This window comes from Agaribacillus sp. DX54 (genome assembly GCF_056858335.1).
In genome coordinates this window covers 348,012-373,699 of sequence record NZ_JBXEQE010000002.1, presented here as the reverse complement: position 1 = coordinate 373,699, position 25,688 = coordinate 348,012, and the positions used below count along the sequence as shown (strand labels likewise).

At 41.3% G+C, this 25,688-nt stretch carries 25 protein-coding genes and 1 riboswitch; of the genes, 8 read left to right on the top strand and 17 right to left on the bottom strand.

Going from position 1 to position 25,688, the window contains the following annotated elements:
• Positions 1 to 71 precede the first annotated feature (71 nt).
• The gene (locus tag AC04NP_RS04380) at positions 72 to 542 is read left to right on the top strand and encodes a hypothetical protein (RefSeq protein WP_482858268.1); all 471 of its coding nucleotides are present in this window, start codon (positions 72 to 74) and stop codon (positions 540 to 542) included.
• 504 nt (positions 543 to 1,046) lie between these two features.
• A complete protein-coding gene (gene crcB, locus AC04NP_RS04375; protein WP_482858267.1) occupies positions 1,047 to 1,415 on the top strand; it encodes a fluoride efflux transporter CrcB in 369 nt (122 codons plus the stop codon).
• A 1-nt stretch (position 1,416) separates the two neighbouring features.
• Here crcB and AC04NP_RS04370 read toward each other — a convergent pair whose 3' ends face one another.
• The 11 genes from AC04NP_RS04370 to AC04NP_RS04320 all read right to left on the bottom strand — a co-directional run bounded on the left by AC04NP_RS04370 (position 1,417) and on the right by AC04NP_RS04320 (position 12,070).
• The gene (locus tag AC04NP_RS04370) at positions 1,417 to 2,037 is read right to left on the bottom strand and encodes a carboxypeptidase-like regulatory domain-containing protein (protein WP_482858265.1); all 621 of its coding nucleotides are present in this window, start codon (positions 2,035 to 2,037) and stop codon (positions 1,417 to 1,419) included.
• A 10-nt stretch (positions 2,038 to 2,047) separates the two neighbouring features.
• Complete coding sequence (locus AC04NP_RS04365; RefSeq protein WP_482858264.1) at positions 2,048 to 3,100, bottom strand: M42 family metallopeptidase; 1,053 nt, start codon at positions 3,098 to 3,100, stop codon at positions 2,048 to 2,050.
• A gap of 436 nt (positions 3,101 to 3,536) precedes the next feature.
• Positions 3,537 to 5,903 carry an ABC transporter permease gene (locus tag AC04NP_RS04360; protein ID WP_482858263.1) on the bottom strand — a complete coding sequence of 789 codons (2,367 nt, stop codon included), beginning with the start codon at positions 5,901 to 5,903 and terminating at the stop codon, positions 3,537 to 3,539.
• Positions 5,904 to 6,423: 520 nt separating this feature from the next.
• Positions 6,424 to 6,951, bottom strand: a complete 528-nt coding sequence (cobC, locus tag AC04NP_RS04355) for an alpha-ribazole phosphatase (protein WP_482858261.1) — start codon at positions 6,949 to 6,951, stop codon at positions 6,424 to 6,426.
• Entirely contained in the window at positions 6,933 to 7,721 is a 789-nt protein-coding gene (locus AC04NP_RS04350) for an adenosylcobinamide-GDP ribazoletransferase (protein WP_482858260.1), read from the bottom strand. Before AC04NP_RS04350 ends, cobC begins: the two co-directional genes overlap by 19 nt.
• 252 nt (positions 7,722 to 7,973) lie before the next feature.
• A complete protein-coding gene (cobT, locus tag AC04NP_RS04345) occupies positions 7,974 to 9,014 on the bottom strand; it encodes a nicotinate-nucleotide--dimethylbenzimidazole phosphoribosyltransferase (protein ID WP_482858258.1) in 1,041 nt (346 codons plus the stop codon).
• Positions 9,015 to 9,030: 16 nt separating this feature from the next.
• The gene (locus AC04NP_RS04340) at positions 9,031 to 9,768 is read right to left on the bottom strand and encodes a Dph6-related ATP pyrophosphatase (protein ID WP_482858256.1); all 738 of its coding nucleotides are present in this window, start codon (positions 9,766 to 9,768) and stop codon (positions 9,031 to 9,033) included.
• Positions 9,768 to 10,271, bottom strand: coding sequence for a bifunctional adenosylcobinamide kinase/adenosylcobinamide-phosphate guanylyltransferase (locus AC04NP_RS04335; RefSeq protein ID WP_482858255.1), 504 nt, complete (start codon positions 10,269 to 10,271; stop codon positions 9,768 to 9,770). Before AC04NP_RS04335 ends, AC04NP_RS04340 begins: the two co-directional genes overlap by 1 nt.
• Positions 10,268 to 10,564, bottom strand: a complete 297-nt coding sequence (locus tag AC04NP_RS04330) for a C1orf53 family protein (RefSeq protein ID WP_482858253.1) — start codon at positions 10,562 to 10,564, stop codon at positions 10,268 to 10,270. The genes AC04NP_RS04335 and AC04NP_RS04330 overlap by 4 nt, the downstream gene beginning before the upstream one ends.
• A gap of 94 nt (positions 10,565 to 10,658) precedes the next feature.
• On the bottom strand, positions 10,659 to 11,312 hold the full coding sequence (locus tag AC04NP_RS04325) for a Dph6-related ATP pyrophosphatase (RefSeq protein WP_482858251.1): 654 nt from the start codon (positions 11,310 to 11,312) through the stop codon (positions 10,659 to 10,661).
• The gene (locus AC04NP_RS04320) at positions 11,309 to 12,070 is read right to left on the bottom strand and encodes a TonB-dependent receptor plug domain-containing protein (protein ID WP_482858249.1); all 762 of its coding nucleotides are present in this window, start codon (positions 12,068 to 12,070) and stop codon (positions 11,309 to 11,311) included. Before AC04NP_RS04320 ends, AC04NP_RS04325 begins: the two co-directional genes overlap by 4 nt.
• 132 nt (positions 12,071 to 12,202) lie before the next feature.
• Positions 12,203 to 12,404, bottom strand: a riboswitch (cobalamin riboswitch).
• 554 nt (positions 12,405 to 12,958) lie between these two features.
• On the opposite strand from AC04NP_RS04320, the gene AC04NP_RS04315 reads away from it, so the two are divergent.
• Entirely contained in the window at positions 12,959 to 14,245 is a 1,287-nt protein-coding gene (locus AC04NP_RS04315; protein WP_482858247.1) for a hypothetical protein, read from the top strand.
• A gap of 136 nt (positions 14,246 to 14,381) precedes the next feature.
• Here AC04NP_RS04315 and AC04NP_RS04310 read toward each other — a convergent pair whose 3' ends face one another.
• Entirely contained in the window at positions 14,382 to 14,519 is a 138-nt protein-coding gene (locus AC04NP_RS04310) for a HepT-like ribonuclease domain-containing protein (protein WP_482858245.1), read from the bottom strand.
• Positions 14,520 to 14,650: 131 nt separating this feature from the next.
• Positions 14,651 to 14,920: a nucleotidyltransferase family protein gene (locus AC04NP_RS04305; protein ID WP_482858244.1), complete on the bottom strand. Its 270-nt coding sequence runs from the start codon at positions 14,918 to 14,920 to the stop codon at positions 14,651 to 14,653.
• Positions 14,921 to 15,192: 272 nt separating this feature from the next.
• Between AC04NP_RS04305 and AC04NP_RS04300 the strand changes: the two genes are divergently transcribed.
• Positions 15,193 to 15,375: a hypothetical protein gene (locus AC04NP_RS04300; RefSeq protein WP_482858243.1), complete on the top strand. Its 183-nt coding sequence runs from the start codon at positions 15,193 to 15,195 to the stop codon at positions 15,373 to 15,375.
• Positions 15,376 to 15,398: 23 nt separating this feature from the next.
• Here AC04NP_RS04300 and AC04NP_RS04295 read toward each other — a convergent pair whose 3' ends face one another.
• The 4 genes from AC04NP_RS04295 to AC04NP_RS04280 all read right to left on the bottom strand — a co-directional run bounded on the left by AC04NP_RS04295 (position 15,399) and on the right by AC04NP_RS04280 (position 21,085).
• The gene (locus tag AC04NP_RS04295; RefSeq protein ID WP_482858242.1) at positions 15,399 to 16,274 is read right to left on the bottom strand and encodes a HEPN domain-containing protein; all 876 of its coding nucleotides are present in this window, start codon (positions 16,272 to 16,274) and stop codon (positions 15,399 to 15,401) included.
• Between the two features lie 111 nt (positions 16,275 to 16,385).
• A complete protein-coding gene (locus tag AC04NP_RS04290) occupies positions 16,386 to 17,777 on the bottom strand; it encodes an AAA family ATPase (RefSeq protein ID WP_482858241.1) in 1,392 nt (463 codons plus the stop codon).
• A gap of 592 nt (positions 17,778 to 18,369) precedes the next feature.
• Entirely contained in the window at positions 18,370 to 19,068 is a 699-nt protein-coding gene (locus AC04NP_RS04285; RefSeq protein WP_482858239.1) for a DUF2490 domain-containing protein, read from the bottom strand.
• 82 nt (positions 19,069 to 19,150) lie between these two features.
• Positions 19,151 to 21,085, bottom strand: a complete 1,935-nt coding sequence (locus AC04NP_RS04280) for an alpha/beta fold hydrolase (protein ID WP_482858237.1) — start codon at positions 21,083 to 21,085, stop codon at positions 19,151 to 19,153.
• A 322-nt stretch (positions 21,086 to 21,407) separates the two neighbouring features.
• Here AC04NP_RS04280 and AC04NP_RS04275 point away from each other — a divergent pair, with 322 nt between their 5' ends.
• The 4 genes from AC04NP_RS04275 (at position 21,408) to AC04NP_RS04260 (ending at position 25,654) form a co-directional block, all read left to right on the top strand.
• A complete protein-coding gene (locus AC04NP_RS04275) occupies positions 21,408 to 22,196 on the top strand; it encodes a class I SAM-dependent methyltransferase (protein WP_482858236.1) in 789 nt (262 codons plus the stop codon).
• Positions 22,197 to 22,552: 356 nt separating this feature from the next.
• Positions 22,553 to 24,049, top strand: coding sequence for a 1-hydroxycarotenoid 3,4-desaturase CrtD (gene crtD, locus AC04NP_RS04270; protein WP_482858234.1), 1,497 nt, complete (start codon positions 22,553 to 22,555; stop codon positions 24,047 to 24,049).
• Complete coding sequence (locus AC04NP_RS04265; RefSeq protein ID WP_482858232.1) at positions 24,021 to 24,683, top strand: carotenoid biosynthesis protein; 663 nt, start codon at positions 24,021 to 24,023, stop codon at positions 24,681 to 24,683. The genes crtD and AC04NP_RS04265 overlap by 29 nt, the downstream gene beginning before the upstream one ends.
• Positions 24,671 to 25,654 carry a class I SAM-dependent methyltransferase gene (locus AC04NP_RS04260; RefSeq protein ID WP_482858230.1) on the top strand — a complete coding sequence of 328 codons (984 nt, stop codon included), beginning with the start codon at positions 24,671 to 24,673 and terminating at the stop codon, positions 25,652 to 25,654. The genes AC04NP_RS04265 and AC04NP_RS04260 overlap by 13 nt, the downstream gene beginning before the upstream one ends.
• The last annotated feature ends 34 nt before the right edge of the window (positions 25,655 to 25,688 follow it).

Here is a 25,688-nt window from a genome sequence, read left to right as displayed (position 1 = left end):
AAATAAGGAATTTGCATGTATTTGAAAGCACCTGGCTTCCAAATATTTTTTTTCTTCACAGTTCGGTTTTCATGTTGGTATCAAAGCCCAATCTAAAGACATTATTCTCTTTACTGACGTTTCTGGCAGTAGACTTCGGATTGTTGGTCTATCTATATATGGGGCCTTTACAACAGTCCAATGCGCCCTTTTATTTGCAACTATTGATGGGTGTTTTAGGGTTGGTTGCTGTAATCATTCTGTGGAAAATTGTCGGCGCCTATAAAATTTTATCCATTAAAAAGAAAAAAATTGAAGTCCGCTATCCATTTCGAACCGGAAGCTTTGCATCAAACCTGAATCAGCTTATCAACTGGCAGGAAACGGTGATAAAGACTAATAACACACACTTTAAAGAATTAAAAATAAAATTTGAACCCAATAAGGTGGTAAAAATCTCCTTTCAGGAAAATACCAACTATGACAAAGTGGTAGCCTTTTTGCGAAAGAATGCACCTAAAAAAGAAGTTAAAGCCAAATCTTCCGGGCAAAACGGCCCCTGATTTTCCCAAATAAAGAAACTGTTGCAGTTCTGAAACACATGATCAGACCGGGAGGTCATTCCCAATTTGGGAAATCCTGTCAACTTCAATCCCAAAAAGTATGCTGAACATCATGTTTTGATGGTTTTGCTTTTTGGCACAGGACTTGAAAGATGGGTAGGCAACTAACAATTGAAGAAACGAAATGAAAGACAGTACCAACATAATATTAATTATTACGCTAAGCATTATGGGCGTTTCGGCAAGTATCTTACTTTTTAAATGGATCTTTAAAAAAGAACCTGCCGAATAGCAGTCCCGGGCCGTTTGATTTAAGCGCTTTTCCCAATACCTTTAACCATCCAATATTTGTCGCGGTCTATAAAATGAGCATAAACCAGCGTCATTCCGGATTACGCCAACCGGGGAAATCAATTAAGTTTATAGCGTATTCCATGTCTGCAAGATGAAGTGGCGGTATTATGGCACACTGGCATGGGGCCATTGAAAATAAATTACGTATACATGAAATCATTGTTATTAGTAGGACTGGGTGGTTTTATCGGTAGCATAGCCAGGTACTACACACAAGTCTTATTTAACAAAATCCTGCCGGGTCATATTCCCTATGGAACTTTGACTGCCAATGTCCTGGGATGTTTTATCATCGGAGTTATTTTCGCCATAGGTTTAAAACAGGGTACCTTATCCACTGAATGGAGGTTGTTTATCGCCATTGGAGTCTGTGGGGGCTTCACCACTTTTTCATCATTTTCACTGGAAAACTTTTTGTTGCTTCAGGCCGGTCAGTATGCAGCAGTAATTGTTTATTTTCTCGGTAGTGTACTATTGGGCTTCGGGGCCACTTTGCTCGCCGTGTTTCTTTTCAGATAGGTTATCTTTTTTTCTTTGTTTTAAAAGCGCCACTCCGCCAGTCGCGGATGAAATTAGTCCAGGTCATAGGGTTCAGAAAATTGTTGGGAGGCGTAAAACCGGTGGTATTGTACAACTTGCTGTATCGCATCTGATCATAATAGAACTTGTCTTTTTCATACTGGTCCCTGAGTACCTCGTTAAGCTCCATTTCCATTTGAAATATTCTGTCTTCTTCTCCTTTCGGAAGCTTATAGTTGTGAAAAGCCCTGATAAAACTTCTCTCATCGGGCCAGGCAATGACCTCCACTTCTTTCAATAGTATCGTTTCTTTGGTCAGCAACTGAATCAGGGAGTAATCAGCGTCGACGAGATCAGGCACCACAAATTCGGCACTTCTAAAACCAATGGCAGAAAATACAAGCGTGTCAAACCTGTCGACAATAATAGAAAAGTGACCCAGGTTGTTCGCCACTGTACCTCTGATGTTATTTTTAACGGCGATGGACCCATAGGGAATTGCCACCAGAGAGTCTGCCTGGAGCAATACTCCGCTTATGGTAATGCCTTCTTTTTCCTGGCCATTGACCGGGTTAAAGCAAATGATCCCAGCCATACATATCAATACAATGAACTTGCGCATAAATTCTATCTTAAATTTTCCAGTCAAAACCATCGAGTCCCTCAAGTGCATAGGTAAGCAGATCAATACAACCCTCGATATCACTTTTGTCAGCCATTTCTATGACCTGGTGCAGATGTCTTGTGGGAATGGAGATAGCCCCTGAAATGGATCCGTTTTTACCCCGCCTTTGCACGCCGGCGGTGTCGGTTCCACCAGCAGTAAGTACCTCGGGTTGCCACTTGATTTTATTTTTATCAGCAATTTCCTTCAGATAAGCGACCATCCGGTAATCACAAATAGCCGATGCATCCATAATCTTGATGGCAGCCCCTTCGCCGAGACTGGTGACTTTTTCATGCGGCTGGGCCCCGGGGAGGTCAAAGGCGATGGTGGTATCCAAACCAACGCCAAAATCAGGATTGATTGCCTGTGCCGCTACACTGGCTCCCCTGATACCCACCTCCTCCTGCACGGTGAATACTCCGTAAACATCATAAGGGAAATCTTTTATCTTTTTGAGCGCCTCAATTAATATAAACACTGAAACCCGGTTATCGATGGACTTACAATTCACACAGTTACCCATTTCAATCAACGCCCTTTCCCTGGTGACCGGGTCCCCTACCTTTATATACTTTTCGACTTCCTCCTTCTTCATGCCCATGTCTATGAAGTAATCCGTGTTTTTGGGTAATTTGGTTTTTTCCTCAGCCGTCATCACATGAATCGGCTTGGTGCCCATTACACCTACTAAATCTTTTTCCCCATGCACAATCACTCTTTGCGCAGTCAGCGTTTTTGGATCGAACCCTCCGAGGGTATGAAAGCGTATAAAACCATTTTCGTCTATATGGGTAACGATAAAGCCAATTTCATCCATATGCGCGGCAATCATTACTTTTTTCCCTCCGGGATTGTTTTTAGCCCTTTTAATGGCCATCACATTCCCCATATTATCAATTTCTACCTCATCAACCAATGGCGTGACGGTCTTTAATACCAGCTCCCTGATTACCTGCTCAAATCCAGGCGCCCCCGGTGCCTCGCAAATCTCTTTTAATAGTCCCGTGTTTATTCCCATAAATTTATTCGGTAAATTTTGGTAAAAATAAAGAAAGAATAAAAGCTTAAAAATGATTCGGGTTATTTTATTACTATGCGAATAGCGGCAGAAAACAGGAATTTTGAAACTTATTACCTAAAAATCATGTTACTTTTTCAATGAGTCGATTGGGCTGTTGTCTTTGGATTTTTGTTTAGGTATTCGAAGGTAAAAGTGAATTGTTTTTTTCATAACAAGTCCTAGAGAAGAGACCTGCCGGGGCTAGCAGGTCTCGCTCTAATTTTTAACCACTTAATTTGAGAAGATTGTACTGTTAATGTTTGCCTTTACAAAAGGTAACCCGGGGATAGTTGAAATTAAAATCAAAATGAAAATGTAATTTTTGGAGGCAGTTACAATCCCACCCTCCTCCATTTTTAATTTTCATTTTCATTGCCATTTTCAGGGGGCAGGGCTATTCATTTCTTAAAGCATTAACCGGATTGGCGCGGGCAGCGCGTAGGGCCTGGTTAATAATGATGATGAGGGCAAAAACCAGCGCTATAAATCCGGTAAGGGGAAATATCCACCAGACAATGCCAACCCTTACAGGATATCTTTCGAGGTATTGGTTCAAAAGCCACCAGGCAATCGGCGAGGATACAGTGAAAGCAATGATGACCAGCTTTGAAAAATCTTTAGACATTAAGGTAACCAGGCTGGCAACCGTTGCGCCCAGTACTTTTCTTATTCCGATTTCCTTAATTCGCTGTTCGGCGGTATAAGAAGCCAGGCCAAACAATCCAAGTCCGGTAATAACAATTGCTAATGTGGCAAAAAGACTGGCCAGCTTACTAGTCATGTTGATGGTAGTAAACTTTTTTTGATATTCTTCATCCACAAAGGTATATTCAAACGGATAAGCCGGATTATACTTTTCAAAAATCGCTTTTACCCGGTTAAGACCAGCACTTAAATCACCGGTATTATTAAGCCGGACCGTGATTGCTGAAATCCATTCGGGATTCAAAATCATGAACATCGGCTTTACCTCCCTGTAAGGGGAACCCATTAACACGTCGTCGACTATTCCGATCAATCGCCGCTTTCTACCCCATAAATCAAGTTCCACACCAATGGGATCATCGAGATTCATTAACCGGAGTCCGGCTTTGTTAATGATGATGGCCGCTGTATCATTCTTAAAATCTTCAGAAAAGTCGCGCCCTTCCAGCACTTTGATACCCATGGTTTTGGTGTAGTCATATTCTGTGGTAATGGTCGTAAATATTACTTTCAGGTCCTCGGGTTTACCAGGCCAGCCTACGAAGTTGTTGGAGTAGATGCTGGTAACCGGGCTGTTGGATCTTGTAACGGCCTGGGCAGCGCCTGATTGAATTAACTCCAGCTTCAACACTTTGTAGTTTTTTGCCAGTTCGTCTGTATTTTTGACGGTGATCAGGTTCTCCTGATCATACCCAAGTGCCCTGCTTTTTACCAGCTCAATCTGTTTAATAATGACCAGCGTGCCGATTATCAGCACTATGGAAACACCAAATTGTAACGTAACCAATACTTTCCTTGGGGTACTGGCACTTTTGCCCACTTTCACTTTGCCCTTCAAAACCACTACGGGCCTGAAGGAAGAAAGGTAAAACGCCGGATAACTCCCCGATACAAAACCGGTGAACAAGATCAGCGCCGCTGAATACAGCCAAAATTTGCCTGAAGTGTAATTAATGAACAATTCCTTTTCTACCAGATTATTGTAAAGCGGTAACAACAGTTGTGCCGCAAGCACCGCAATGGCAAAAGCAATAAAAGTGATGGTCATGGACTCACCTATAAACTGCATCATCAACTCACCACGACTGGAACCGACACTCTTTCGTATACCTACTTCCTTGGCCCTGCGCTCGGAACGGGCAGTGGCAAGATTCATGAAATTAATACAGGCGATAACAAGAATGAACACCGCAATAATGGTAAATAAACGGACATAATCACTCATGCCGCCACTTTCCTTACCATTTTCAAAACTGGAATGGAGCCGCCACCGGAGTAAGGGATGGAGCATAAACTCCCGGGGAACATCCGTCTGCCCATTCCTCGCCAGCATATCACGCACAACATTTTCAACGGCATCCTTGTTAGCAGCACTATTAAGCTCCACAAATACCTGAAAGGAATAGTTTCCCCAGTTGTCTTTGTTCTCTACCACCCATTCATTCACTTGCTCCCTGTGTTTCCATGTCATCAAATAATCAAACTGAAAAGAAGAGTTTTTAGGAATGTCCTTCAAAATACCGGTAACTTTCAGATCACTGGCATCATCTACGCGAATGACCTTATTAATAGGATCTTCATTTCCGAACAAGGCAGTAGCGGTTGATTGGGTGATTACGATAGAAGAAGGATCATCGAGGACATTCGAGGCATCACCCCTAATCAGGGAAAATTCAAACATCCCAAGAAATTCTTCACTGACAAAGTAACCTTCTTTTACAAGACGCTTTTCACCGACAGTCAACAGGTGGTCCCCGCCCCAATCCGCAACGGAAGAGTTTTTGATGTTAACATCGGCAGTTTTCATGGCCTCATAAGTAGGCAAAGGGACAGACCTCCACGAGTTTATCTCTCCATTAAACGCTGCATGCACCCAAACCTGGTACAGCCGGTCTGCTTTGGGAATAAATGAATCGAACGATAATTCGTCAGATACCCACAACAGGATAAGGATACTGCATACAATTCCCACAGACAATCCAGCGATATTAATGGTGGAATAGAGGGTATTTTTTAACAGGTTTCTGAGCGTAACCAGGAAGAAATTTCGAAGCATAAGTTCATGGTTTTAAAGGATATACTCGATCAAAGCAAAAAGGTAACATGGCTCTGAAAAAACTTTATCTAAAGACCAGTCACGCGAGAAAAAGTTGCATGGAGAAATGTAGTTCTAACCTCTTTATCTGCCCTGAAGGAGGATATTTATGCCGCTTTAAACTTTGCTTCGGATCTGATTACTAACAAGGAGGTCACCATACCCGGAGCCTCATGGCTGGCGGATGAAAACCGATATAGCCTTTAAGGTGTGTTATTTAATAGGCAAATCCGCAAAATCCATGAACCTTTCCCAGTCAAAACCGATAACGTTGTGGCCTCCGCTGCGGATGTGATAGCCTATGTGTGAAGAGGAAATGGGTTCATTGAGGAAGGGCAATACAAAATCCGGCACCTTGCTTTCGTCATAATTATGGCGCTATTGTGCATGAATTACAGGCCCTGTGATAAGGGAAAAGAAAATCGGAATGGAGATTTTTGATACGTTCATAAATCCCAATTTACAAATAATGAACGTTTTTTTAAATCTTAAAAACTGCAATACCTCCATAAGCTATCTGAAATTTTTCAAAGGCATCAGATAAAGGTATGCTGTTAAAATAAGCATTCATTATTCTGATAACTCCGCCATGTGTAACTACAGCCAATTGACGAAAACCAGCTAGCTGCAACTCCTTCCACCACGCCATCACTCTTTCTTGCAATGCCAGCATGGATTCTCCCCGAGGCGGGGCATTTTGGACATAATCCGCCATCCAATCCGCTAATTCCTGTTTTGGCAGACTGTCCCATGGCTTCATTTCCCACGCACCAAAATTCAACTCTCTCAGGCGATCATCCACTAAAAGCCTTTCACCAGGCAGCATTTCTGCCAGTCGGTGACATCTTTTTAGCGGACTGCTATATACCGCATCAAACGCTTGTGGTAATTGCCGCAATACTTCTTTACTCTCTTCCTGAAAAGTCGAAGCCAGTTCGAGATCGGTATGCCCGTAGCAAATCCCTTTATCAACAAACGGAGTAGTATGCCTTATAAAATAAACTTCCATATCAGGAGTAAAAAGCAATAAAATGCGGCTTCTGTTACCTGTTGCAAAGCCCCGAGGCAATCGCCGGTATAACCACCTATCCATTTTGTAAAATAGTTTCCCAGCGCCATTTTCACCAGATAAAGCAAGGGAAGCACTGCCATAAACAGATAGTTATCAAGCATATAAGACAACAACAAAACAGGCAATAGGCCAAAGAAAGCAGCCATGACCAGATTTGCATAACCCGATTGCTTAGCTACTGGTTTGGATTTGCTACTGTCACTTTCACTTACGTAGTTATGTGTAAAAACAAAGGTAGTGGCCATAAAACGGCTGGCTGCGTGGGCTCCGACAAAAACCATGGCCAGCACCCAGCCATTTACCAGATCTGCAAGCGCTAACAACAGACTTGTTTTAAACAAATATATGAGCACCAGACCTACCACACCGTAAGTGCCCACGCGGCTGTCTTTCATAATCTCGAGAATCTGCTTTTTGGTCCAGCCTCCACCAAAGCCATCACAGACGTCGGCAAAACCGTCTTCGTGAAAGGCACCGGTGACCAACACCGACACAATAAAGCTAAAAACTATGCCAAACAGCGGACTCACAAGCCATGCACCCAGCAAGTAACCACTGGCGGCGATTGTTCCTACCACCCAGCCAATCAAAGGAAAATACCTGACCGACCGGGTAATATAGTCTTCACTATGATCTACCCACCGGGGACAAGGAATACGGGTGTAAAACATGATGGCCGTAAAGAAAACCCTGATTTCATCTTTCATAAAACTCGGATCTCACTAATTGATGACAAATAGTTTAGTTCAAATGTAGTGCGTAATAAATTCAATAAACAAATAGCATAAACATCTCATAGCTACTGCACAACACCTCGGATACAAATTCTCCGTGTCTTTGTGCCTCCGTGGTTAAAAAAGGAGCACCACCGAGGCACAAAGACACCAAGAAATTTGTCCAAAATGTTGTGTAACGGCCGCATCCCGCTTCTGATTTTCCCATCGTTAAAAGGGTTCCATCTATTCATCCGTTTTTTGACTTACACCAGCCTCTTCAAAGCTGGCCATATCATTAAGAAAGGCAACAGCACTTTTTACAATGGGATAAGCCACTGCACATCCTGTTCCTTCTCCCAACCGCATGTTCAAATTTATCAGAGGTGTCATTTTCAGATAATCCAACATCAACTTATGTCCCTTTTCTCCGGATCGATGGCAAACAATGGCATAAGATTTAATCGCCGGACAAAGCGCCTGAGCCACAAGAAAAGTGGCAGTAGCAATGAAACCGTCAACAAGAACCACCATGTGAAGTTCCGCAGCCCTCAGCATTGCGCCACACATCTGTACCATCTCAAATCCTCCAAAAGACTGTAAAATATCCAATGGATGTGCAATATCAGGATACATCCGGGAAGCAGCGGTCAGCAAATTATATTTAAGCTGCACCTGCCGGTCGTCCAACCCGGTACCACGGCCTACGCATTGATTCAATTCGATCCCGCAAATTCTGCTCATGATCATGCTTGCCGAGGCTGTATTGCCTATTCCCATCTCCCCAAACCCAATGATGTTAGTGCCGGCAGCAGCGACGTCATTCACCACCTTCTTACCGTAGTCAAGCGCTTGTTGCAACTGATTTTTGGTCATCGCCGGGCCATCGAGAAAACTCCGGGTTCCATAGTCGACTTTCTGTTGCACCAGCCATGGATGCGCGCCAAAATCATGATTAACCCCGGCATCGATCACCCTTAACCCGATACTGTTTTGCCTGGCAAATACATTGATTGCAGCACCTCCGGACAAAAAGTTATACACCATCTGGTAGGTTACTTTCTGAGGATAGGCGCTTACTTTTTCTTTGGCAATACCATGGTCACCGGCAAAAACGAGGATGCTCGGGTTATCTAGTGAGGGGGTAAGCGATTGCCGGATAAGACCAACCTGAATAGCAATTTCTTCCAACATGCCCAGAGATCCGGCAGGCTTGGTTTTGTGGTTAACCTTCCTGATCAACCGGTCAATCAGGGATTTGTCTGGTGTGGTAATATTAAAATCCATGGATAACTACCTTCATTCAAAGCTTGTCGCGGGGAATCAAATCACAGAACCAGAAACCCATTGTTTTCTTGTGGTGTTCCTCACCATCATCTTTCTTATCATCTTCAGGGGATTTGTATTCCCTGTATACTTTTTCTCCGATATCAAAGGGGATAGGATGCCGGAAAATGGGGCCGTCAAATACAAAAGTATGAAACTCACCGTTTTCACCACATGGATCTACATTTTGCGGCAGATCTTTCAGAAACTGTTCATCGATAATTCTTCCTGCAAAACTTTTATCGAGTACTTCTGATTTTATGCATACCAGGATGGTTTTAAACCCAAGATCCAGAAACTTTCTGATCAGCGTCCGGGTGTCTTCCTGCCAGATAGGGAAATGCCCCGAAAACCCAATGAGGTTTAACTTGTCTTCCCGGTACTTTTTGAGATCTTCCAGAAATATGTCACCAAAAATAGCGTGTCGGTAACCTTCTTTTTTGAAGGTTTCCATCATCTTTTGCATAATCTGGTTATACTGATCCATATCGGGTTCTTCGGGTAGCTGAAGTTTTTGTAATGGGATCCCAATGCTTTCAGCCTGCTGTTCGAGCAACTTTTCTCTCACACCATGCATAGAGATGCGTTGGTGATGCGTGTTGATGCTTGTTAAAAGCCTACCTACCTCATAGTCGCCCTGTTGCAGCACCCGGTGAAGGGCCAGGGCACTGTCCTTACCACCACTCCAATTAAATATTGCTTTTTTTTTCATCATTATTTTAATGTCACAGGCATTCCTGAAACTAATAAAAACGCTTTGTCGGCTATTTCAGCCACGTATTGATTGGCCCAGCCCTGCAGATCGGTAAACTTCCTGCCGGTCTCTGTCTCAGCGTGGACACCCATGCCAATTTCGTTTGAAACAATGATAATAGTGGCATTTTTGGTCCGCAGTTTATCCATTTCCTCTTTAAAAGCATCAAGGCACTTTGGGATATCCTGTCTGAAATCAACAAAAAAGTTGGTCAACCACAGGGTTACACAATCGATCACCACAACCCGGTTTTCCAGGTTAAGTTTGCTTACTTCCAATGCTTCTTCCATAGTTTCCCACCGGTCGTCCCGATCCTCTTCATGACGCTTAATCCGGTTTTCAAAGCCACCATCCCAACGCCTGGCAGTAGCTACATAAACAGGATTCCCTGACAAACCGAGTGCCATTTTCATCGCATAACTACTTTTTCCTGATCTTGCTCCGCCTGTTATATAATAGATCATTTTTCTGTTTTTTTGAAGCCATAGGGACAATGTTTACAACCATTTTGACAGCAATAACCTTTTTTCAGATGATAAAAAGCGGTAAAAACCCAGTTACCCTCCTGATTGATATAGTAGTCGAGCCCTTGTTGCAAAAACCCTGCGTCCGGCCCTGCTTTTCCTGCATTTTTTCTTAAAGCAGCCATGACCTTCCCAGGTTCGGCTTTTAACTTTGCTTTGATTTCAGATGACAAACAATCCGGGCAAAGGCATTGATTACCTGCTTCCACAGGTAATAACGGCGGTAGTTCCATACACCAGCAACCTTTCCCATTGCTCGCCCCGCAAACAAAGGGTTTGCAACAATGCGGGCAAACCTTTTCCTGATTCGAAAAAAAACTATCCATGCTATCTACTGATCATTTCTATAAAACAATAGTCCTGATAGATAAGTTTTTTACCAAATTCCACTTTAATGCGGTTTGAGAATAAGGGACAGTTAACCACCAGTGTATGAAACTCACCGTTTTCTCCACAAGCATCCACACCCATAGCCACCAAAGCCGATATAAGCTCGGTAGTAACAGGTTTTCCCAAAAAATTTTCCGCCAGTGATGGTTGACATGATACAATAACAGCTTCCACACTATCGGCAATCATCTGACCTGCCAGTTTAAAGCGATCCATTTGCCAAAGTGGCAATACCGCTTCCATATGGGCCGCATGAGCTACCTTCTCCTCCCAATCGCGATGAGGTTGCAAATCAATATCCCCAAACACTACGCAATTAACTTCCTGTTCTTTCTTAATTCTTTTAAGTGCAGCTATATATTCCTTTTCATAGGCTGACCAGGAGGCCGGCACTGTATATAACGGGATATTTCCCATGGCTTTGGCTTGTAACCGAAGTACCGGCAAGGGTATAGCATGCGAACGGGAAACTTTACCGTGCTCGTTCATCATGTTGAGCAAAGCTGCGGGCTGCAAGCCTTGCCTGATAGCCATCATCAATGCATAACAACTATCCTTGCCGCCACTCCAGGAAACCAAAGCGGTTTTCATGTTGTTTGAGGGTTTCTCAATATTTTAAACCGAACTTTGGCTAACTCAAATCCTCCAAATAAAATCGCACTGTAAATACGGTTTGCTGCCAGCATGTTTTTGAAAAAGGGGATAGCCAAAGTGTAACATTTAAGCAATCCGGCCATATCGCGGCTGTAACCAACATTATACCCAAAAATACCGTGTTTGCCCACTGCACTGATTGCCGCCTCGGAGGTGTTGAAAGAACCCACACTCAGTGATCCCCGGACAGACAAAGGCGCTTCAACCGAACCGCGGGTGATGATGTTGATAACTCCTGCGATGGCATCGGAGCCATACAAGGTAGATTGGTTTCCTTTAAGGATTTCAATGCGTTCTATTTGCTGTAAAGACAGTAGCCTTAAATCAAAGGCATTACCTACACCCGATGCATCGGTAATTGGAATACCATCGATCAGGATCAGCGTGTAGCTACTGCTTGCCCCGCGGATAAAGACACTTTTGTCCTTCCCCGGATTGCTGTAAGCCCCGTTGATAATAATGCCGGATTGCTCATTAAGTAACTGTGCCAGATCTTTACCTACACTACTCCGTATCTGTTGGGAGGTAATCACCTGAACCGGTTTGGCTGTTTCTTTTCTTTCCAGCGGTATTTTGGAAGCCGATACCACAACTTCATTTAAGGGAATTACAGTACGCAGGGAATCCTGCGTCTGAGCAGATGTGACCAAAGAAAAACACACACACCACCCACCTAAGATTAACTTTTTGCTCATTGTCTAAAAGCTTAAATTGAACCAATGAGCTTCCGATAATTTTGTATAGGGCTGTAGGATCGTTTACAACAAAATCTATGCTATGACCCTGTTGTATGTGCTACACTCCTGACTCTTCCACCGAAAGCCTTTTAAAATGTTTCACATCAGGCAGGTCTTCTGGCTTGCTTCACCTGTTTTTGCCTTCCCATTCCTGTCTGCCGGAAAAGTGGCATTTTAAAAAACAGCATTCACGAAGCTTACAGCTACGGGGATAGCTCCGGATTTTCACCGGATTCCCTTTTAATTCTGGTAAATGAAGTATTCACCTGAAGCCAAATGCAATACGAAGGTAAGGAAATTTATGAAATAATTCGACATAACCGCCAAACCAAGAGTGTACACCATAAAATAATTGTCAATTGTCAACTGTCAACTATCAATTGCAAATTGCCCCTAGTTGTTAAAAAAACTGTACTTACTTCCTTGGATTAACCTTAGAATACAAGTTGAGAGTGAATAGATATTCTCAAGGTTAATCGTAACGGGAAAATTAAAAGTAGGGTTTGATTTACAGTGGGATAAGCTGGCCTTCGTCAATTTTTACTGTTTGTCGGAATTTTTTTGAAAAAGTTTGAAAAATATTTTCTTAAATTAAAAAATATGTCAGCGATTTGACAAATCTCACTTAATTATTTGATTTTCAGCACATAACAATCGAATGATTTTCTTCAATAATACCCCAGGTTGAGGGATGTTATAATTTCGTGATAATTCTGTGATATTTTCGTGACATATCCAAAAACGAATATTGGAAGATTCCGTAGATAATTAGTGGCGGGAAAGTTTAAGATCTTAAATAACGTACCAGTACAAATTTTCAATCAATTAAACCCTAAAACTATGTTAATGCATAAATTCAAATATGTATTGATTGCTGTGGTATTAGCCACGGCAGTATCATGCCAAAATCAAGACGATGCCGATATTCAAAGCGCACCGAACGTACCAGAAGCAACGGTTGATCAAGGATTAAATGAAGCCTTGGCTATGGAAGAGATGAAAAGCGTTATGTCAGCAGCCGCTGATGAAAGAGGACAAACCATGGACGAACTAACCAATGCACGAAGAAGAAGGTTTACCAGGGAACAAAACGTTTTTGTGAGGAATGCCATTGCGGTTAATGACCTGGAGGATCCGACAAAAGCGAATGTTACATTACCTTTGTTCAAAGGTATCGGACCTTCAGGTAATCCTACTTATTACGTACTTACCGAAACCTCCAGTTTCATTATTTCCAAATTGTTGGGCGTTAACTACGCGCCAAAACTGATTCATGGCAGGGGATCTGAAGGCAGTCAGGAAGTGACGATCCAAAGAGGTTTTATTAAATTTAGAGGCGATGTGGATTTCAGCCCCGTAAGACGGGTGGAACCGGGCAATGGGCCATTTGCATTCCCTCCTTCTGTAGCAGAACCGGGTTCTATCGGTGATGATGAGTATTCTTCCTTAGTGGTATTGCCCAGTGGACTGGTGATTAATGCTCAAATTGTGGCCAATAGTACAGGCAAACATGACCGTATCATCAGCATAGATATTCCCAGAAGAAGAGTTACCATGGAGCTTCTGGATGGCTTCCAGGGAGGAGACCAGTTCTACTACCATTTGGTAACCGATGCTACGGCTGCCGGACCCGCTGCGATTGAGTTAGGTACGTTAGCTCCTCGTATGGCTAAGCTGCCTGCATTTGGGCAAAGTTCATTGTTTGAGAATACTACTTTTATCGGTTTTTCTCCTGTAACCAATGGCGAAACAGGTGCAGATAACCCTGAGCGTCAGTCGCTAAGCTCTACTATCCTGGATAATGATTTGGATCCGATCAATGTTTTTCCTTTCGATCCGGACAATGATCAGGAGTTCTTTAACAACTACAGCCCTATGTGGGATGCACACCTGAATATGTGGACGCAGGAGGCTATAGACGCTGGTCTGAGACGTCGTATTACAAGTTTTGAGGATTTGACAGAACTGGTAGAAGCCGGTTATGTTACCAGCTTCGAGGGTAGCCCAGGTTCTCCAAATCCTTTTGTAGCTAACCTTAACTACTCTGGTGCAATGATCAACTGTCCTGTTATTGCACAGCCTTTCGAGACTGAAGACAATAGTCAGGATGGCGGTTTTGGTAATGGATTTTAATTTTACAAATTAAAATCAACACAAATGGGGTTGCCTGGCATTTTAAGGCAACCCCATTTCCGGGTTTTTAATTACTGTCATTTTGTAAGCAATCTTTTACTAAAAGACACACTAAATGCTTTTCTGTGATTTGGCTTTAGTGCTCTCTTTCCTTTTGTAATATCTTGTCAATTTGCTTCTTGTTGTCAGGCAGGTAATTTATCGCAACATCCCAAATAATTTCATAATCAACACCAAAATATTCGTGCGACACCTTATTTTTCAAACAATACATTTCTTGCTAAGGTACATTAGTATATTTTGAACTCCTCATAATTATATCCGTCAATGTATTCAGCTATCCGGCTCATTGCAAGTTGAATATCTTCAAGAAATAATTTATATGTCCGATTTTCTTCTTTCAAATCAAACGTAATTGACCTGGTTTAATATTTTTTCTTTTAGTTGGTGCTTTAGGGCATTTTTAGTTACCAAATCAATCTTGCGACCGAATATTTCTTCCAAAAATATTTCCAAAGTAAAAAATTTCCAGCCTATCGGCTTATCCAATGCTACCAATATATCAATATCGCTATCTTCAGTAGCTGAATTATCTGAAAATGATCCAAAGATCCCAATTTCCTTAACCGCGTAGTCTTTTAATAGAATAGGTTTCAAATCCCTCAGCTTATTCAATATTTCCTTTTTAGTAATCACTTCTCAAATATACATAACTTTTGCTTATCTAGCTGTTCTTCAACCATCAGCTTCGGTAAACATCCTAATCATATTAACTTAAATAGGTGTTTCTCCGTTACAGCTATCAAAACTTAATCATTCGTTGCAGTTTAATAGCCCTTACTTTTTAAGTAATCTTTACAATTTCCTAAACAATTTTCTTTTGCGCTTTTCAATTTCAGGCTTTGTAATTCAGCTATTTTTTGGTCGATCATTTTAAGTTTGGGGTCTTGCCAAAACCGAAAGGCGACTTTATAGAAAAATTGGTAGATGATATGTTGGCTGAAAAAAAATGTTGCCCGTTTTTGCAGTTTGATCTTTCCATACAGGCCAATAATACAGGTGTCTGGAAAATATCAGGTTCACCCCGGGCAAAGGAAATGATTAAGTCAATGGTTGAAAAGGATGAATAATCAGGAAAAAGGAGGAAGCCAAATCATTTTTCTTCCCCTATCCTTCTTATTTTCTCTCTGCAAATTTCCTCCGTCAGTTTTTTTAATTCGTTCACACAGCCGGAGAGATAGGACAATTCTTCTTTGGTGATTGTGTATTCATCCAACTTATAGCGAGCGTCGATGTAGGCCTTCTTCAATAATTCGAATAAACCCTTTTCCTCCTCCGTTTCTTTTGGGAACACCACAAACCGTTTGTCACACATCTCTGCTTTGATGCTCAAAGTCTCGAGGTTGTGGTCTTTTGGCCTGTAATCGGTAAAGACCAGCAAGATAGTAGTATAATACCGTTCTGTGGCTTGGTGAAGCTCAAATGCTGCCTTTGCCAAATAATGTTTTCCTTTTTCGCATTCATTAAAATTGTAAAAGAAATCTTTAAAAAACATATTCGCACTTTCAAACCACTGGTCAAAATACTCCTGAGCTTTTTGTTGATATTGCCTTGGAGTCATTTTTTTGGGAGTGGCGAGCTTGAATTTTCCTGAATCGTAGAGGACAATGCCTTCCTGCTTAATGTCTTTGAAAAAGTAATTCCCAAGGGTCAATGCCTGGTTCAGATGTTTGACCCCATGAAAGATCATGCTCACGGGAGTAGTCACCTCACCTGTCTCTATCAATGTAGACTTTGTCTTGTCCTCAATCCTGAATTTTTGTTTCAGGTCTTCATGGGTAAGTACCACTAAAAGGTCATAATCACTACGGTATTCGTAGGTGATCCCATTTTCAATGTACCGGTCTTCCACCCAATTTCCACGTGCATAGCTGCCAAATAAAATCACCATTTCAACTTCCTTAAATCCGGAAATTAGTTCGGTGAGTTTGGTTAACTCATCCTGTTTCGGCTTTGGTATTTGATTCAAATGATGGCTCACAATAAAGAAGTCCTGAAGTGTGCAAGGTAAAAATTTATTGGGAGAAAAATTTGGAATTTGTTAAGGTACCCTTTTTTTGCTGCAATTTGTGCTGCTCTCTTATTCTTCATTTTCATCTGGCAGCAGCATTTCTTTATTAATTAAACTGTCAAAAAAACCTAGATAGGGAATTGCACCATACTTGCCTCTAATATAGTTTTCCTCATATGCCTCATTTTTTCTTACTTCGCCAGACTTAAAGTCAGCCAGGGAATAAAGTTTTGCAGCACCATATTTGTCTTTTTCCGTAAACCATACCTGATCTCTTCTAAATAATCCCGAGCTCAAAAGATTAGTATCGTGCGTATTAAAGATCAGTTGAGCATTTTTAGGGTTTAGATCTTTAGAATTGAACAAAGAAATAATTTTGCATACGAGGTTGGGATGCAGTTTGGAATCCAATTCATCAACAACAAGCGTATGGCCATTTTCGAGAGAATCCAACACTGGTCCAGTAAGGGCAAAAAATTTACGCGTCCCAGACGATTCATCTTCTTCCAAAGAAAAATTCACATGGCCAATATGCTCTCTGTCACTATTATATTTTTTATGTAAGGTAAGTACATCTGAAATAAATTCGGTATTATCTTCCATAGACCGTTTTTCAATGATCTCTTTCAGTTCTTTAGGCATGTCTTTAGGTAATTTTGTTACATCAAGCAATTCAAGCGTAATGTCTTGAACTCCTAAATCAGCAGCCTTAAGTAGTTCAAGAATCTTCTCTTTGTGCCTGGGTTCTTGAGTTCTACTCATGGTGTATCCCTGATAGCCTTCCTCATGTAAACCGGAAATTGTTTTCAAGCTTTTAAAAAACTCAATAACCATCTCTGATATCTTTTCATTGAATTGAGCAGCCACAGACAAAAACAATGCATTGTTTCTAATTAAGTCTGCTTTTACTAAGGTTGACCCCTTCGTAAAATTTCTTGAATGAATTTCAAATTTTTGATAATCCCTGTAAAAGAGTTCTACCTCCTTAGTCTTTGGTTTATGGTAGAGCCATTCAGAAATTATTTCTTGCCTGTTTGCCTCAAAGCCATACCTGTAAATATCTTCGCGATACAGGAAGATAGCTTCAAATTCACTTCCTTCTTGTTCTGTTTCTAAATCCAGTTTAAAGGGCTCAACATCAATAAGATCGCCTTTTTGACTTTCTTTAGACGAAGTAATTACAAAATGCTTCATGAACATCAACGCTTCAAGAAATTTGCTTTTGCCACTGGCATTAGCACCATAAATAACAGAACTTTTGAGAATTCGAAGATTAAATTTTTCATGCTTTACAACATTCTCAAATTCTCTTGTATTCTTATCATAATTTGAAGCGACTAAACTTAGAGTTGCCTTTTCCCTAAAGGTTCTGAAGTTGCGTACCGAGAACTGAATTAGCATAATAATGGCTATTTTTGAGAATATTACGCAAATATAGCTTTTATTATTAATAAAATCCAAAATACATCTGATTTTTTGTCGAATAATTTCGTTAAATCATCAGCAACATTTAGAAAATGCATGGTATTCCTTCAGGTAAAAGAATCATTCCGGGGAATGGAGCGCAATTTTGTTTCCTTCGGCGTATAAAAGGTTATATGGCAAAATAAATACACCAGGTCATATTGAAATTCTGTAAGCCATTTTCCTGAAAGTTCAGCTTTTACAAGTACAAGGTATTGCTTCACTTTGGTTATTACCTTTATGTCTATGTGCCTCTTAATTATTTAAAGTTCTGTTATTTTTTGCGCATGGAAGCAACGCTGCCGGAGAACTACTGTATCACTTAATGCTTGACCTCACGCCAACGTCCGTGGGTGTTGCACAACTTAAGAATGTACCTGTATTTTTTTATTTATAGGCAAAAACCTCTGTGCCTCTTTGTGTCTTGGTGCCTCCGTGGTGAAAAGAGGTTAACCACAAAGACACCAAGGCACAAAGAACTTTGCCGAAAACGTTGTGCAACAACCGCGAGACGCTCACACGATGCAATAAGGGACTTTTTTGGATTGAGCAAAATACCTGCGGGGAAAGCTTTGACTATCTTCCTGAATTAAAACGTATGATGTAAGCTTACCTGCAACTGGTTTTTTTCCCAATTATCTGTTATTTGCCGCATGACACCCAGTTGCGCCCTCAACCCTTCAATCAGACTGTATCCGATGGCTCCATACACCCTGTTGCGATCAAACAACGCCACCTCATTGTCGTTGCCAATATCACGCTGGCCATTGATGAAAAGCTCATTATAAAATGCGAGGTAGATGGCCCCTGGTTGCAGGTCTTTTTTATTTAGTGGAACGTTGAGAAAAAAGTTATACCGGTAACGCGTTCTCATATCCTGACCTTCGACAAATCGCTGCTCGTACCGGAATCGATGGGTCAGGTAAAACCGCCCCCCGATTTTCTGCGAAAACAATGCTTCCTGATAAATACGGTTTTCATGAACGATGCTTGTCCCTTCCCCAAATTCTCCGGTACGTATATGCGCATATCCCAGCGTAAATGTTATGGCCGTCCCGGCAGGCCGGTAGGTAAGGCCACCCCTCAGCATCAATTGCTCCATATCTCCTAAAATATCCCAGTTCCGGTGTTGAATATCTCCCTGAAACCCCCAGGGGCCATTTTTAATAGTTGTATTCCAAAAATACATATACCAGGCGCCGGCCTGATCTTCATCGACCTGGCCGAATAAATTCAAAGGAAATAGGCTCAATGTGATAATCACCTTCACGATAATATGTCTGTGCATAATTTTCTTTCAATTTTTATATAGGTTTTTTCGATTGCATATTTAATAAATCTTTATCAAATAAATGCATATGCCTTAAAAATCAATACCTGACATCCATATTAAAACCCACTCCCAAACCACGCTTTCTTTTCATTTGACCCTGGCTTGAATACCTGACAAAAGTGCTTCCGGAGACCAAACTCAGTGAAAAATATATGCCTTCCCCTTTTTTTACTTCTTCCTCTGTTTCGACCCATTCCAGCGTAACAACGACATCGTCCTTCAAAACTATGTCATATTTTCTCAAATCGACTGCAATCAGCCCCGTTTGTTTGGCTGATATGGGTATAATAATATTTTGATTAAGTATGTTTTCAAATGGTTGGCCTTTTTCAACACTGTAAATATTCAATCTGAATAATACCCCGGCACTTAGCCTGTTGTATGAGATATTAAAATTGAATGTATCAACATAGGTTGGGACTTTTTTGATGTTGATTTTTATACCCATTTCGGCGCCTGTCTGATCATAAAAGAATCCGGTACTCAAAAACTTTGATTTTGTTTTGTTTCCCAGCGTCTTTGATTCCAGACCCTTTGCCATGATTATTACTTCTGTCAATTCAGGGATTTCTTCTTCTAATGTTACAGAAATATTTGCTTTTTGATCAAAAAAATCTCTTACTAAAAAGGCCTTCGATTTATAACCGACGGTGGAGAAACGGATGGTGTCATTGAGGTGATTTTTGTCGAGCGTGAGTTCAAATGTCCCATCGTGAGCAGAGACGGTACCGCGATCGCTATTTACAATGCCGATGTTGACATAAGCAAGAGAAGTGAGGGTTTTTGCATCTCGTACCGCACCCCTCAGGATAAGTTTACCAGTGGGCTCACGGTGAATTTTGTAAGGCTGATTAGTAATTTGTTCATTGGCAGATAATTCATTATACTGTATGATAAACCCTGCTTCATTTTTTAAGTATTTATTGAAAAACGAAAGTGAAATGTCTAGTATCATCCCATGGGTTTTCACGGCCAGGTCAGAAACTTCCAAAATGGTAAGAAAGCTGGAAAAATCCTCATGTCTGCTATCGACAAAACGCAAATAATGTTTTGGAGCGCTTACCTTTTTGAAATAGTCATATACTCCCGTGGGTGTAAAATCAGTCAGTTTAGACCCACTCTCCATATACAGGTAAGGACAACTTTTTGTTTCTGGGTGGATGAGATCTGCGTTGTAAATTCCATTCATGTAATCATCTTCCGGTTCAGATTCTCCATAGTAATGCATTTCGCTACCATCCAATGAAACCATCGCCTTTATGTCGGGATGCCTGTGTGCCAGCACCGCCGCACTCAAACCTCCCCAACTGTAACCTAAAACCCCAATATTTTCAAAGTTTGCAGCAAGCTCCGCATGATTTCGTAACGTTTTTAAAGCAAATTCCGCATCTTGCACCTGGGCCAACATATCGGCTTTTTCCATGGTCATATCGCCCGGATATCTGCCAAATGACCAAATAGATACAACGATATAGCCATTTTCAGCAAGGTTTTCCAATAACTTGAAATTTTCAAAACCCATACCGTTAAATCCTGCCATGTAAATGATGAGTGGAAATTGCCCAATTGCCGGTTTGCCATTTTCATAACTATCGGTTTTTACCTTGAGCAAATGATTGCCATTTTCTATTCCAAGGCCTAATTCAGCCACAAAGAACGCCGCCAGTTCTTCCATGACTCCGGAATAATCTTCATTATCCTGATATTTGACAGCCCTTTGTTCAAAGAGTCGAAAAAGATCTTCAAAAAGTAATCCGCCGTTTGTCTTTCCAGTGGCAGGATACCAAACATCCAGATCTACAGGTCTGTAATGCAGGCTATCTGCCGGCTGTGTGTTGGGTTTATATTGCCGGGTGGAGTCAACCAGGCTGAAAGTTTTAAAGCCGGCCTGAAAAAATTTGGTTGCAGTATGCTGGCCGATGCAATGCTGAAAAATGGCGAAGAATGCAGCAAGTAGTATATATATCTTCATCTTAACGAATTAAATGTCATCATATATTCTACTAATGATTAGACTTCAAATTCGTTGCCTTGCTCTTATATTCGATATATTTAAGCTGTCTTTTAACATAATATTCATTGTAATACAATTGTTTCCATCTCTCAACGTACCATAAATTATTGAATTTGTCTGTTTCATTACACCATTTGTAACCTCATCAATTATCAATTTGTTATAATAAGAAAAGACAATTAATTATCCTGAAAGCCCAAATAAAGGAATTGTCATTTCCTTATTTTTAGTAACGCAGGGTTCCGTAATCATTTTTTTGCATCCATAAAACCCGTCCTACATGGAAAAAAATTATCATAAAGCCTATTATCACCTTGAACGTTCACATTGGTGGTTTAAAGCCAGGCTTGAAATACTGGAGTCGTTACTGAAAAAGAAAATTATCAAATCAAATCTTTCAAATCTTAATATATTAAATGCGGGGATAGCCACTGGCGCGACCACCACCATGCTTGAAAAATATGGCAACGTCACCTCGCTGGAGTATGATAAAGATTGTTGCGATTTTTTAAAAGATGTGGTTAAAATGGACGTGGTGAATGGATCCTTAACCGAATTGCCATTTGAGGACGCCTGCTTTGATTTGGTTTGTGCCTTTGATGTCATTGAACATATCGAGGATGATAAACTGGCGGCAAAGGAAATTATGAGGGTCTTGAAGGACGAGGGGTACTTTTATTTGACGGTACCTGCTTATAATTTTTTGTGGAGCCAGCACGATGAGATTAATCATCACTACCGGAGATATACCCTCGATAATCTGTATAAGGTATTTGAAGAAGAGCAAATTACGCCCATTTTTAAGACTTATTTTAATTTCTTTTTATTCCCTCCCATTTTAGCGGCAAGGATTACCTCAAGATTACGTGATAAGTTATCCGGGAAACAAGTTCAACAAAGCGCCGGCTCTGATTTTAAAATGTTTAATGAAAATGACGCATTGAACCGGTTATTGTTCCGGCTTTTTAAATCTGAAAACTTCTTTCTTAAACGAAACATTCCATTTCCCTTTGGCGTGTCTATTTTGATAATCGGCGTCAAGTCTTCGGATAGAACCACTGTCATGTAGCGTCAAATCTCAGAAACCGGCACAAATGCCTCCAAACCCAGTGCTAGCATCCCGCGGGTGTGGGTGGCACAACTTAAAAATGTACCCGTATTTTTTTTATTTTATCGGCTAAAACCTCTGTGTCTCTTGGTGTCTTTGCGCCTTCGTGGTGAACAATGGTTAACCACAAAAACACTAACGCACAAAAAATTTTATAGAAGAAGTTATATAACAGCCACCTCGCGCAAGTGTTTTCTGACTTTCAACAGATTGTTATGAACTCAAATCATACCCTGCTTTGTTGGTATGGTAAAATACGGCTAAACAAAACCGGACTTTGGCGGTTTATCCTTTTACAATAAAAATTAATTAGCAAAATGCCAAAAGCTGTCGTCATAGGATCAGGGATTGCAGGCTTGGCCTGCGCATTACGATTAGGTAAGATGGGTTTTGACGTAAATGTTTTCGAAGCAAACGCATATCCCGGAGGTAAAATTCACAACCTTACCCTGGATGGTTACCGCTTTGACACCGGCCCCTCACTCTTTACAATGCCCCACCTGGTGGACGAGCTTTTCGAGCTCTATGGAGAAGACCCAAAAGACCATTTTGATTACATTCAAAAAGACAAGATTTGCAACTATTTCTGGGAAGATGGCACGCGTTTTTCCGCCTACGCTGACAGGTCTGTATTCATTGAATCAGCGTTGAAGACTTTTGATGTAACAGCCAAAGAACTGGAAAAATACCTGGAAAAAAGCAAAATGAAATACGATCTCACAGCCCCGGTATTCCTGGAAAAATCACTCCATAAATCGCAAACCTATTTGTCCCTGGAAACAATTAAGTCTTTCTTTCTTGCACACAACCTGGATATTACGAAATCTCTTCACGAAACCAATACAAAAAGCTTCAAGGATCGGAAGTTGGTGCAGTTCTTCGATCGCTATGCAACCTATAACGGTTCTTCTCCATACAAGACGCCAGGGATCATGTCTATGATACCCCATCTGGAAATGCACTATGGCACTTATCTGCCCAAAGGCGGAATGAAAGCTATTACAGACAGCTTGTATCGCTTTGCAGTAAGTCAGGGAATCAATTTTCATTTTGAAGAAAGTGTTGAAAAAATACTGCATGATCAAAAAAATGTAAACGGAATCAGGACATGCCATGGAGAATACCCGGCCGATCTTGTAATCTCGAATGCTGATGTATTTACGAGCTATAAAAATATGTTGCAAGATCTTACCCCTCCAAACAAACTATTGCATCGGGAAAGGTCGAGCTCCGCACTGATATTTTACTGGGGTATCAAAAAATCATTCCCGGAACTGGACCTGCACAATGTCATTTTCGGTGGCAACTATGAGCATGAGTTCAGGCAGATATTTGAACACAAAACCATTGGCGAAGACCCTACCGTATACATCAATATTACCAGCAAAGAAGAATATCAGGACGCCCCAAAAGATTGTGAGAACTGGTTTGTTATGGTAAATGCCCCCGGTAATTTTGATCAGGACTGGGATACTTTGATCACCCAAACGAGAAAAAATATCCAGCACAAAATCAACACCGTCCTGAACACTGATATTGCACGGCACATTGAAGTGGAATCGATACTCGATCCAAAAACTATCGAGTCCGGAACCAAATCTCACCGGGGTGCACTCTATGGCGCCTCAAGTAACTCCAGATTTGCAGCTTTCTTAAGGCATCCAAATTTTGCAAGTAAAGTGAGGGGTTTGTATTTCTGTGGTGGTTCTGTCCACCCGGGAGGGGGAATACCATTGTGCCTGTTATCAGCTAAAATAGTTTCAGAACTTGTAGAAACAGCTTACTATGAATATAACACTTGCCAGAAAATTTGAACTGGCCCAACTAGCTGTCCTGGTAATTTGGCTGTTTCAGATATCCGGAATCATAGGGATTGCTATGGGGTATGAAGCCTGGTTTTTGGGTAAAACACCGCTGAATCTCACCATCATATTAGTGCTGTTTCTATTAAGATATCCCATTGACAATCTGAAAAAAGTTGTTGTAAGTGCCTGCTTATTTACAATAGGTATGGCTGTGGAATGGATCGGTGTACACTACGATTTTTTATTTGGTTCTTATCATTATGGAGATAACCTGGGCCCTAAACTGGACGGAGTACCCTGGTTAATCGGCATAAACTGGATGGTACTTACCTTTGTTTCAGCGAGCATTTTAAGTTATTTTACAAACAACAAATGGCTTAGAATTCTGGGAGGAAGCGCGCTGATGTTATTACTGGATTATTTTATGGAATTTTCGGCCCCCCGTTTTGGTTTTTGGTTCTGGGAAGATGGTACCGCCCCCCTTAGAAATTACATCGCCTGGTTTGGAGTAGCGCTCTTATTACATTTAATTTACCAAAACTCGAGGATAAAAGGGAATGCCCTGTTTTCAGTGCATGTTTATCTTTCTCAATTAGTCTTCTTCATGTTTTTCTATGGCCGCCATCTTATATGGTTGCAATAACTACAACACCGGTTTCACCATCTGATACACCAGTAAGCATGTTGTCTTTCGACAAGTGCCCTGTTTGTGCCAGTAAACATAAAAGCAGATGCATAGAGACCCATGCCCACATGCATCCTGAACCCGGGATTTTCTATTTTGATCAATGTCAGCAATGCAAGCTGGTATTCCTTAACCCCCGTGTAGCTCCGGACTGTTTACATAAGTATTACGATAAATATTACCTTCCTTACCGGGGAGCGAATGCCTGGGGTAAATATGCAAGATTCGTAACATATAGTCAGGAAAAGCTGGATAAAACCAGGGCAAGGTTAGCCGGTAAGTACAAGAAGTTGAATAAAGCGTCCCTTATCCTGGACATAGGATGCGGACAGCCTACCTTCCTCAAAGCCTGCGATACCCTGTATAACTGCCACACGATGGGCATAGACTTTTCAGATCACGGCTGGCAAGATACCGGCCATAAGTTCGACGGATTGAACCTCCAAATTGCCCAGGTAAAAGATTTGAATGCTGCTACAAGACCTGACGTAATAACCATGTGGCATTACCTGGAACACGATTACGATCCCATTCTGAATCTGTCCATTCTCAGAAAGCTGGCCCAACCCGATACCATACTTTTGATAGAAGTCCCCAACTACGATTCAGAAAGCAGAAGAAAGTATGGCAGGTACTGGGCCGGCTATCATACCCCAAGGCACACCTTTTTGTTCTCTCCCCATAATATAAAATTACTTTTACAGAAAACCGGCTGGCAGGCTCTTCATATCAACACCCGAGGGACCCTTGATCCATACAACTTATACTGGATGAGTGAAATGGAACAAAAAGGAATAGACTGGCAAAAGGACATGACATCTGAGTTTTGGCCCTATGTCTACGGAATGATAGGTTTTAGGGTGAAAAACCTGTTTACAAGAAACAGGTCGCTGGGGGTGATGACCGTGGCAGCCAGGATAAGCCGATAATTGTTGAGGGGTCAGGGGAGAGGAGAGAGGTGTC

Excerpts from the sequence above, each read along its gene's own strand:
- AC04NP_RS04325 (WP_482858251.1), bottom strand. The coding sequence starts at position 11,312 with ATGAAAACCGCTTTGGTTTCCTGGAGTGGCGGCAAGGATAGTTGTTAT.
- AC04NP_RS04310 (WP_482858245.1), bottom strand. The coding sequence starts at position 14,519 with ATGTATTGTTTGAAAAATAAGGTGTCGCACGAATATTTTGGTGTTGAT.
- AC04NP_RS04320 (WP_482858249.1), bottom strand. The coding sequence starts at position 12,070 with ATGAGCAAAAAGTTAATCTTAGGTGGGTGGTGTGTGTGTTTTTCTTTG.
- AC04NP_RS04265 (WP_482858232.1), top strand. The coding sequence starts at position 24,021 with ATGAATATAACACTTGCCAGAAAATTTGAACTGGCCCAACTAGCTGTC.
- AC04NP_RS04315 (WP_482858247.1), top strand. The coding sequence starts at position 12,959 with ATGCATAAATTCAAATATGTATTGATTGCTGTGGTATTAGCCACGGCA.
- AC04NP_RS04275 (WP_482858236.1), top strand. The coding sequence starts at position 21,408 with ATGGAAAAAAATTATCATAAAGCCTATTATCACCTTGAACGTTCACAT.
- AC04NP_RS04360 (WP_482858263.1), bottom strand. The coding sequence starts at position 5,903 with ATGCTTCGAAATTTCTTCCTGGTTACGCTCAGAAACCTGTTAAAAAAT.
- AC04NP_RS04330 (WP_482858253.1), bottom strand. The coding sequence starts at position 10,564 with ATGGAACTACCGCCGTTATTACCTGTGGAAGCAGGTAATCAATGCCTT.
- cobC (WP_482858261.1), bottom strand. The coding sequence starts at position 6,951 with ATGGAAGTTTATTTTATAAGGCATACTACTCCGTTTGTTGATAAAGGG.
- crtD (WP_482858234.1), top strand. The coding sequence starts at position 22,553 with ATGCCAAAAGCTGTCGTCATAGGATCAGGGATTGCAGGCTTGGCCTGC.
- AC04NP_RS04285 (WP_482858239.1), bottom strand. The coding sequence starts at position 19,068 with ATGCACAGACATATTATCGTGAAGGTGATTATCACATTGAGCCTATTT.
- AC04NP_RS04370 (WP_482858265.1), bottom strand. The coding sequence starts at position 2,037 with ATGCGCAAGTTCATTGTATTGATATGTATGGCTGGGATCATTTGCTTT.
- cobT (WP_482858258.1), bottom strand. The coding sequence starts at position 9,014 with ATGGATTTTAATATTACCACACCAGACAAATCCCTGATTGACCGGTTG.
- crcB (WP_482858267.1), top strand. The coding sequence starts at position 1,047 with ATGAAATCATTGTTATTAGTAGGACTGGGTGGTTTTATCGGTAGCATA.
- AC04NP_RS04365 (WP_482858264.1), bottom strand. The coding sequence starts at position 3,100 with ATGGGAATAAACACGGGACTATTAAAAGAGATTTGCGAGGCACCGGGG.
- AC04NP_RS04260 (WP_482858230.1), top strand. The coding sequence starts at position 24,671 with ATGGTTGCAATAACTACAACACCGGTTTCACCATCTGATACACCAGTA.
- AC04NP_RS04350 (WP_482858260.1), bottom strand. The coding sequence starts at position 7,721 with ATGAAAGATGAAATCAGGGTTTTCTTTACGGCCATCATGTTTTACACC.
- AC04NP_RS04340 (WP_482858256.1), bottom strand. The coding sequence starts at position 9,768 with ATGATGAAAAAAAAAGCAATATTTAATTGGAGTGGTGGTAAGGACAGT.
- AC04NP_RS04380 (WP_482858268.1), top strand. The coding sequence starts at position 72 with ATGTTGGTATCAAAGCCCAATCTAAAGACATTATTCTCTTTACTGACG.
- AC04NP_RS04280 (WP_482858237.1), bottom strand. The coding sequence starts at position 21,085 with ATGAAGATATATATACTACTTGCTGCATTCTTCGCCATTTTTCAGCAT.
- AC04NP_RS04335 (WP_482858255.1), bottom strand. The coding sequence starts at position 10,271 with ATGATCTATTATATAACAGGCGGAGCAAGATCAGGAAAAAGTAGTTAT.